Here is an 8,336-nt window from a genome sequence, read left to right as displayed (position 1 = left end):
CCAGCGGCGATCATTGCTGCGTTTGAGCTGGGCATAGACGAAGCGGTAGATGGTCTCGTGGCTGATGATCCGGCTACCCGCCTCATGGGCGAGGCGACCGGCCACCTGCTCGGGCGACCAGCCGGCCGCCAGCCGATCGAGCACGATGCTGCGCAAGCCGGCGTCGCGCTCGAGGCGAGCCCCGCTCCAGCGCCGGGCTGCGGTGAGCTGGTGGGCATAGTCTGGCCGATAGCCGATCTGCACACCGCTGTTGCGCTTCACCTCGCGGGCGATGGTCGACGGCTGGCGATCCAGAGCTGCAGCGATTTGCCGGTACGACTGCCCGGCGGCGAGAAGCTGGGCAATCCGGAAGCGGTCGGCGCTGGATAACTGGCGGTAACTGGACATGGCATCACCTGTGTCAGGTGTTGCACTTCGTTTGTGAACTCAGGGGGACCCATCTTGAGATCTGGGGCTGGGCCCCGGCTCAAGGACGGGGTGACACGGTGATTGGGATGAGATCGGAGAGCCCAATGGCCCGGGGCGAAGCCCCTAGCCAGCCTGGGAGTAAATCTCCAGCCGATTCTTCTTCTCCACCACCGGGGCCAGCGCATCCATCACCCGCGCTCGCGGGAAGGTCGCAATAACTTCGGTGCCGAAGCGCAGCTTGCTGAACAGGTCGAACCGCCCCTGATGCAGCTCCATGATCTTCTGCACGATGGGCAGGCCAAGCCCCGCGCCCTGTTCGGCGGTTTTCTGCGCCAGCGAGCCCTGGCCAAACGACGACAGCACGGTTTCGATTTCGGCCTCGGGGATGCCCGGCCCATTATCCTTGACCGACACATATTGCCCGCCGTCGCCGCTGCGCGTCACCACCAGCACGATCTTGCCATGCTGGGGGGTAAACTTGATGGCGTTGCTCAGCAGGTTCAGCACCACCTGGCGGATGGCGCGTTCGTCGCCCCATAGCGTCGGCAGATTGTCGCCGATGCTGTAGATCAGTTCGATCCCCTTGGACTTGGCGCGCAATTCCATCATGCGGCGGCAGTCCTCGGCGATATCGACCAGCGACACCACTTCCTCATTCAGCTCATATTTGCCGGCCTCGATGCGGCTGAGGTCGAGCAGCTCATTGATCAAATTCAGCAGATGCTGCCCGCTGGCGTGAATGTCGCCGGCATATTCCTTGTATTGCGGCACCATATGGCCGCCCAGCAGCTCCGATTTCAGCACTTCGGAAAAGCCGATAATGGCGTTGAGCGGCGTGCGCAGCTCGTGGCTCATGGTGGCGAGAAATTGCGATTTGGCGATATTGGCCTGCTCGGCATGGCGCCTTGCCTCGTCCGACATCTGCCGTGCTTCTTCCAGCTCGCCGATCAGCGCATCCTTCTCGGCCTGATGCATGATGGTTTCGAGTTCGGTGCCATGCAGCTGCCGCGCCAGATAGACAAAGAAGAATTCGCCACAGATCACCACCGCCGCCAGCGTGTAGTTCAGCGTGCCGCCCAGCGCGATCAGATTGATCGAAACCGTCACCGTCACCGGCAGCGTGCTCATCAGTGTTGCCGGGGGCAGGGTGTGGGTCGCCACCGAATTGGCGGCGACGCTGACCAGCACCATGGCGAAGATCACCGGCGTCATCATCTCCGGCTGCGCCACCAGGGTAAACAGCGCCAGCGTCGACCAGGCCAGGCCATAGACGGTTTCGCCGGCAACAAAGCTGGTGGTCCATTGGCTGGCGTTGAATTTGGTAGGGTCGCTGTTTTTGAACCGCTGCGCCATCAGCACGACGATCAGCAGGCTCAGGATCACCAGCCCGGCCCAGAGCGAGGTGAACACCACCGGCACCCAGAAACTGGCGACGATGGAGAGAATGGAAATGATCGCCGCCATCGGCAGCGCCGCATTGAGGCGGGACTGCGCATAGTCATGCATCAGTTCAAAATCGAAATCGGCGCGGGTACCTGAACTGGAGGTCAGGCGTTGACGGGCATCGAGCACGGTTTTCTGCGCCGTGCGCTTGCCATCTCGTCCCATCTGGGAACGGACATCATCGATGACAGCCGGCTGCGACGTCATGGGACTCGTACTCATTACTCAACTGCGAACAAAAAACGCATTCGCTACGCTCGGCTATGACACTAGCGAGCGCGTAGTTAACGGCTGGTGAAACTCGGGGCCGAGATCGCCAGCATAGTGTGGGCAAAGTGCCAGCATGCTGCCAGCCGGCGCTGGCGCGCTTGGCCGGTTCGCGGTTATGCGTTAACAATTGGTGGATGGGGCCGTATCACTTGGTTCGCGCAACATTATTGCTTATCTTGCGCAAATGTGGCAGGTATCCAGCGAATTTCGGATTGCATTAGGCCGAAAATGGAAATCTGATTTCTTGGAGACAAAATGGCTTTGGACAAGATCGATAGAAAAATTCTGACGCTGCTGCAGAAGGATGCCACCATGCCGGTGGCTGAAATCGGTCGCAAGGTTGGCTTGTCCACCACCCCCTGCTGGCGCCGTATCCAGAAGATGGAAGAAGATGGCGTCATTCAGCGCCGCGTCGCGGTGCTCGATCCGGTCAAGGTCAATGTCGGCGTTACCGTCTTCGTCTCGGTCAAGACCAACGAGCATAATGACGGCTGGATGCGCAAATTCGCCGGCGTCATCGATGAATTTCCAGAAGTGGTCGAATTCTATCGCATGAGCGGCGATGTCGATTACCTGATGCGCGTCGTCGTTCCTGACATTCACGCTTATGATTCCTTTTATAAAAAGCTCATCGGCAAGATTAACCTGACCGATGTCAGCTCGGCTTTCGCCATGGGTCAGATCAAATACACCACGGCGCTGCCGCTGGACTTTGCTCTTGTTGTCGACGACGACAAATAGGCCATGCTGCTTGGTTTTGAACATGTCGGCATGACGTCGAGCAATCTCGACCGCACCATCGCCTTCTACTGTGATTTGCTTGGCCTCACGCTCGTCCTGCGCAAGCAGGGTGAGCGCGGCGAAATGGCTTTCCTCGATAGCGGCAGCGGCATGCTGGAAATTGCCTGTCCCGCCGCCCACATCGCCCGCTCGCGCGACGTGCCGCCCCATGAAGCCGGCATGCGCCATCTGACCTTCGCCTACGACAATGTCGACGCCATGATCGAAAAGCTCGAAGCCGCCGGCGTCGATATCCTCGAACCACCGCGCGCCGCCGTCAACGCCAGCCTGCTGGGCCGCATCGCCTTCATCCGCGACCCCGACGGCATCATCGTCGAACTGGTGGAGCGCGCCGCGGGGCGCTAGTGCCTCAGGATTGGTCGGCCTTGCGCGGTCGGCCGCCCTTGGCGCCATTGGCCCGGCTCGCTGCTGCCTTGGCTGGGGATCGGGATTGGCCGCCTTTACGCTGGGCATGCATGAATTGCGCCGTGCCGAAAATGCCCTGCATCAGCCCAGTAATGGTGAAGTCAACGTCACGGCTCTCCCAATGCAGGCCGGTCTCGCCGGCCAGTTCGACCTCGGCCAGTTCGGCATCACTGGCATCCTCAAGCCCCTGCAACGACCGGGCAGGCACCAGCAGCGCCGCGCCATTGGTGAATTCCACCAACAGCCGGCCTGAACTTGCATCGAAGCGAACGGAGGAGGGGATGGGCGCAAGCGTCCGCTCCGCGCTGCCGCGCTGCGTTGCTGCCTCGTAGTCGCGGTCCTCATACTCAATTTCGTCCATGGATCTCGTACCACTTGCCAAGGAACATCTCGCGATGCTCCAGAACCACGTTCAATGCCCGCACCAGATCGCGCTTGCTCATGCCGCGATTGGAAATCACCACAACCTCCAGAATGCTGATCCGCGCTTCTCCCTCGCCATAGACGTGCAGATGCGCGGGTTCATGATCGTTGGTGTAGATGACAAATCGCATGCCCGCGGCACGCAGCAAGGTGATCATCTGCAAAATAACCTAACTTGTTGGGTTATTCAAGTTTCGCGTGTGTCGACCCATCCAGCGCCCCGATCGCTTCGCCCAGCGTCTCCAGCATGTCGTGGCGCGCACCATCCGGCGAGACCAGCAGCAGGCGCTGCACGCTGTGGTGGTTGTAAAGACTGACCATGAAATCGGCGACCGCCAGCTTGCCATAATCGGCCAGCGGCACCGCAACGGCTTCCGTCACTAGTTCATAACCCGGCCGGCGGGCGCATAGCGCCAGGATCAGCCCGAGGGCCGGCGAAGCCGCGCTGAGTTCTGCGCGATACACCAGAATATCCTCGGCCGCTGGCTCCGCCGCAAACAGCCGGTCGACATAGGCGTCCACCAGCATAGCGACCAGCATTGCCTTGCGCGACGACAATGGCGCCGCCTGCAGGCCGCGCCATTCGTCGTCGAGATAGTCGCGGTGTGGCCGCAGGCTACCCAAGATGCTTGCGGAAGAAATCGAGCGTGCGGGCCGAGGCCTTGGTGCAGGCCGCCGCGTTGAAGTTGCTCGGCCGCTGGTCGTTACAAAACCCATGCGCGGCGGGGTAGAGATGGATATCCGCCTCCGGGTGCCGATGTTTGAGCATCTCGATCTCCTCGAGCGGAATGCCGGTGTCCTGATCGCCGAAATGCATTTCGGTGGGGATGATCGGCGCCAAATCGATATAGTTCGGCACGCCGCCGCCATAATAGCCCGAGGCCGCGCTCAGCCCCATGCCGTGATGCGCCGCGCGCCAGCTCACCGCCCCGCCAAAGCAATAGCCGGTAATGCCCACCTTGCCGCCGGCCTTGGCCGCGCCGATAGCCGCCGTCACGTCGACCAGCGCCATCTGGTGGTTGAACTTTTTCATCAGCTCGCCGATGACCGCGAACTGGGCCGGGGAATAATCGTCGCTCTCATAGCCAAATTCGACGCGGTCGAACATTGCCGGCGCCACCGCCACAAAGCCGTGGCGGGCATAGCGGTCGACCACGTCGCGCACGAAATGATTGAGGCCCCAGACCTCCTGGATCACCACCACACCGCCGCGCGGCGTGCCCGCCGGTTTGGCGCGATAGGCATTGAGGATAAAGCCGTCGCTGGCCGTCAGTGTAATGCGTTCGCCCATTGCTGCCTCCCGTGGTGTTGAATTTCTAGCCGCCGGTCACGCTCATATGCCGGCCCAAAGCCGGCTCCGGCCGCGCCCGGTCGATGACGAAATCGTGCCCCTTGGGCTTGATCAGCATGGCATGGTCCAGCGCCGTGTCGAGCGCTTCCGGGCCACCGTCGCGCAGCGCATCGCGCAGATTGACCTGATCGTCCTGCCCCAGGCACAGATAAAGCTGCCCGGTCGCCGTCAGCCGCACCCGATTGCAGCTTTCGCAGAAATTATGGCTCATCGGGGTGATGAAACCGAGCACGCCGCCGGTCTCGGCCACCTGCACATAGCGCGCCGGCCCACCGGTCCGCTTGTCCAGCTTGGTCAGCGTATAGCGCTGCGCCAGCCGGTCGCGCAGTTCGCGCAGCGGCAGATAGCTGTCCACCCGGTCAATGCCGACTTCGCCAAGCGGCATGCCCTCGATCAGCGTCAGCCCCATGCCGCGCCCATGCGCCCAGGCCATCATCGGCTCGATTTCATCGTCATTGACGCCGCGCATCGCCACCATATTGATCTTGATCGCCAGCCCCGCCGCCTGCGCCGCGTCGATCCCGCCCAGCACATCCTCGATCCGCCCGCGCCGAGTGATGGCGCGGAAGCGCTCGGCGTCCAGCGTATCCAGCGACACATTGAGCCGCCGCACCCCGGCCGCGAACAGCCTCTGGGCATGCTTGCCCAGCTGGCTGCCATTGGTGGTCAGCGTCAGCTCTTCCAGCCCATGCCCGATGCGCGCGCCCAGACTGCGCACCAGCTCCATGATGTCGCGCCGCACCAGCGGCTCGCCCCCGGTCAGCCGCAGCTTGGTCACGCCGCGCGCGATGAAGGCACCGGCAATGGCCTCCACTTCCTCAAAGCTCAGCACGTCCTTTTTGGGCAAAAAAGTCATGTCTTCGGCCATGCAATAGACACAGCGGAAGTCGCAGCGGTCGGTCACCGAAATGCGCAGATAGGAGATATGCCGGCCATAGCGGTCAACCAGCGGGCGGGCAGGGGGTAGGGGAGCGGTCATGGGCCGACGCTACCGCCTCTCGCGTCACTTTCAAAGCACTGACAATAAAAAAGGACCACCCAACGGGCAGTCCTTTCGTAGTCCCCTGCGGACAGGCCGGCGCTAGTGGTTCACCACCACCAACGCACCAACCTTCACGCGCTCGTAGAGGTCGGTCACGTCGTCATTGGTCAGGCGGATGCAGCCCGACGAGACGGCCTGGCCGATTGACCATGGCTCGGAGGTGCCATGCACGCGATAAAGGGTCGATCCGATATACAGCGCGCGGGCGCCGAGCGGGTTATCCGGGCCGCCGGGCATATAGGCCGGCAGATCCGGCACGCGCTTGCGCATCTGCGGCGGTGGCGTCCAGCCGGGCCATTCCGCCTTGCGGGTGATTTTGTGCGAGCCCGACCAGGTAAAGCCGTCGCGGCCGACGCCGACGCCGTATTTCATCGCCTTGCCGCCATCCAGCACCAGATACAGCCGGCGCTCATCGGTCTCGATGACGATGGTGCCGGGCTTGTGGTTGGTCTTGTATTCAACGATTTCCTTGCGGACCGGGCTTCCGGCGCGGGTGCCGCGCACCGGCATTTCCGAGGCTTCCACCCAGTTGCCATTGTTGGGATTATAGACAAGCTCTGCATGGGCTGGCATCGCTGCCGCCGCCGACAACAGTATCGATAGCCCGATCGCTACCGCTGACTTCAAATTGAACATAGGACGACTTGGCCTCTGAAACAGAACGGGCACATGATTCGCCCGCGCTAAATATTGCGGTTGCTTACGCTCATTGCGAAATAGCGAAAAGAGGCAGGTGCCTCCAAAACGCCACACTCAAGCCACCTTCGCAAAATTGTGTTGCTAGCAAGTTACAGTTATCATTCACCAATCCGTGATCCCCGCCTTTGTGTGGCATTGACATGCCGCCCAACCCCCGGCAAAGCCCCAACGCAGAAACACGCGAGGCGATGATGAGCGAGGAACTGAAACGACAGGCTGCGGCGATGGCGCTGGCCGATGTGCGGCCCGGCATGCGGCTGGGGCTTGGCACCGGCTCGACGGCCCGTCACTTCGTTGACCTGCTGGGTCAGGAAGTCGCCGCCGGTTTCGACTGCATCTGTGTGCCCACCTCCGACGCCACCGAACGCCAGGCCCGGGCGCTCAATATTCCCCTGTCGGATCTCGAAACGCTCGACCGGCTCGATCTGACCATCGATGGTGCCGACGAGATCGATCCGCATCTCAATCTGATCAAGGGCGGTGGCGGGGCGCTGCTGCGCGAGAAGATCGTCGCGGCCGCTTCCGACGCCATGATCGTTATCGCCGATAGCTCCAAGCTGGTGCCCACGCTCGGCCGCTTTCCGCTGCCGGTGGAAGTCAACCGCTTCGGCCTGGGCGCCACGCGCCGCGCCGTTGCCGAAATTATTGCGGCCCACGGCGCCGAGGGCGGGCTGACCTTGCGCGAGACGGCGCCGGGCACGCCCTTCGTTACCGATGGCGGTCACCTCATTCTCGATGCTTTTTTTGGCCGCATTTCGCAGCCAGAAGCGCTATCGCGCGACTTGCTCGACATCGCCGGGGTGGTCCAGCACGGGCTGTTCCTCAAAATGTGCAAGACGGCTTATGTGGCGACCCCGGATGGCGTAAAAACGCTGGGCAAAACGAATTGATGGATCGGGACAAGATGGGTTTTTCAACGATGACCGGTGTTATGACGCGCGCCAAGGCGCTGTTGGCGGTGGCGCTGAGCGCCGCCATTATCGCAGTTTCCGCCCCGGCAATGGCCCAGGAGGTTCCGCCGGAACAACTGGCTCTCGCCCGCAAATATATCGACCTCACCGACCGCGCTGCCGTTTACGAGATCACGCTCGTCGAAATCGGTATCGGCACCATGCGCCAGATCGTGACGCAGAATCCCGAGATCATGGAAGAGACCGACGAGGCCGTCGGCAAGGTTCTGGAAGATTACAAGGCGCGCAAGGGTGAGCTGCTCGACCAGTTTGCCCGCGTCTATGCCGTGCGCTTCTCCGTCGAAGAGCTGCAGCAGATCGTGGCCTTCTACGAATCGCCCACCGGCAAGAAGCTGGCGCAGGCCAATACCGAGGTGAATTCCGATCTGCAGGCCGTGCTGCAGGTGTTCACCAACAGCACCCGCTCCGAATTCTTCGCCAAGGTTCGCGCCGAATTGCGCGCCAAGGGCTTTGAAGTTTAAGCGCACCGCCGACCAGTAAATCCGACCCCGCCTTGTGCGGGGTCTTTTTTTATGCGATTTGC

Annotated in this window: 12 protein-coding genes; 4 read left to right on the top strand and 8 right to left on the bottom strand. The window is 61.9% G+C overall.

The window, feature by feature from the left end:
• Together ACX3OW_RS17195 and ACX3OW_RS17190 are read right to left on the bottom strand one after the other, a co-directional pair.
• A partial coding sequence (locus ACX3OW_RS17195) for a transposase (protein ID WP_459097018.1) occupies nucleotides 1–387 on the bottom strand: 387 nt, incomplete at its 3' end.
• A 144-nt stretch (nucleotides 388–531) separates the two neighbouring features.
• A complete protein-coding gene (locus ACX3OW_RS17190) occupies nucleotides 532–2,058 on the bottom strand; it encodes a sensor histidine kinase (protein WP_459097017.1) in 1,527 nt (508 codons plus the stop codon).
• 324 nt (nucleotides 2,059–2,382) lie between these two features.
• Here ACX3OW_RS17190 and ACX3OW_RS17185 point away from each other — a divergent pair, with 324 nt between their 5' ends.
• Together ACX3OW_RS17185 and ACX3OW_RS17180 are read left to right on the top strand one after the other, a co-directional pair.
• Nucleotides 2,383–2,862 (top strand): Lrp/AsnC family transcriptional regulator, encoded by a 480-nt coding sequence (locus ACX3OW_RS17185; protein WP_459097028.1) that lies wholly within the window; start codon nucleotides 2,383–2,385, stop codon nucleotides 2,860–2,862.
• Between the two features lie 3 nt (nucleotides 2,863–2,865).
• The gene (locus tag ACX3OW_RS17180) at nucleotides 2,866–3,267 is read left to right on the top strand and encodes a VOC family protein (protein WP_459097016.1); all 402 of its coding nucleotides are present in this window, start codon (nucleotides 2,866–2,868) and stop codon (nucleotides 3,265–3,267) included.
• Nucleotides 3,268–3,271: 4 nt separating this feature from the next.
• Here ACX3OW_RS17180 and ACX3OW_RS17175 read toward each other — a convergent pair whose 3' ends face one another.
• The 6 genes from ACX3OW_RS17175 to ACX3OW_RS17150 all read right to left on the bottom strand — a co-directional run bounded on the left by ACX3OW_RS17175 (nucleotide 3,272) and on the right by ACX3OW_RS17150 (nucleotide 6,716).
• Nucleotides 3,272–3,688, bottom strand: coding sequence for a DUF2442 domain-containing protein (locus tag ACX3OW_RS17175; RefSeq protein WP_459097015.1), 417 nt, complete (start codon nucleotides 3,686–3,688; stop codon nucleotides 3,272–3,274).
• Complete coding sequence (locus ACX3OW_RS17170; RefSeq protein WP_459097014.1) at nucleotides 3,675–3,908, bottom strand: DUF4160 domain-containing protein; 234 nt, start codon at nucleotides 3,906–3,908, stop codon at nucleotides 3,675–3,677. Before ACX3OW_RS17170 ends, ACX3OW_RS17175 begins: the two co-directional genes overlap by 14 nt.
• A 25-nt stretch (nucleotides 3,909–3,933) precedes the next feature.
• Nucleotides 3,934–4,374 carry a hypothetical protein gene (locus ACX3OW_RS17165; RefSeq protein ID WP_459097013.1) on the bottom strand — a complete coding sequence of 147 codons (441 nt, stop codon included), beginning with the start codon at nucleotides 4,372–4,374 and terminating at the stop codon, nucleotides 3,934–3,936.
• Nucleotides 4,367–5,041 carry a dienelactone hydrolase family protein gene (locus tag ACX3OW_RS17160; RefSeq protein WP_459097012.1) on the bottom strand — a complete coding sequence of 225 codons (675 nt, stop codon included), beginning with the start codon at nucleotides 5,039–5,041 and terminating at the stop codon, nucleotides 4,367–4,369. Before ACX3OW_RS17160 ends, ACX3OW_RS17165 begins: the two co-directional genes overlap by 8 nt.
• Before the next feature lie 25 nt (nucleotides 5,042–5,066).
• Entirely contained in the window at nucleotides 5,067–6,080 is a 1,014-nt protein-coding gene (moaA, locus tag ACX3OW_RS17155; protein WP_459097011.1) for a GTP 3',8-cyclase MoaA, read from the bottom strand.
• A 102-nt stretch (nucleotides 6,081–6,182) separates the two neighbouring features.
• The gene (locus tag ACX3OW_RS17150; protein WP_459097010.1) at nucleotides 6,183–6,716 is read right to left on the bottom strand and encodes a L,D-transpeptidase; all 534 of its coding nucleotides are present in this window, start codon (nucleotides 6,714–6,716) and stop codon (nucleotides 6,183–6,185) included.
• A 314-nt stretch (nucleotides 6,717–7,030) separates the two neighbouring features.
• On the opposite strand from ACX3OW_RS17150, the gene rpiA reads away from it, so the two are divergent.
• A complete protein-coding gene (gene rpiA, locus ACX3OW_RS17145) occupies nucleotides 7,031–7,732 on the top strand; it encodes a ribose-5-phosphate isomerase RpiA (RefSeq protein ID WP_459097027.1) in 702 nt (233 codons plus the stop codon).
• 14 nt (nucleotides 7,733–7,746) lie between these two features.
• On the top strand, nucleotides 7,747–8,274 hold the full coding sequence (locus ACX3OW_RS17140; protein WP_459097009.1) for a DUF2059 domain-containing protein: 528 nt from the start codon (nucleotides 7,747–7,749) through the stop codon (nucleotides 8,272–8,274).
• Nucleotides 8,275–8,336: the final 62 nt, after the last annotated feature.

Source organism: Devosia sp. A449, from assembly GCF_054489375.1.
The sequence above is the reverse complement of the archived record's forward strand: the minus strand, read 5'-3'. Positions and strand labels throughout refer to the sequence as shown.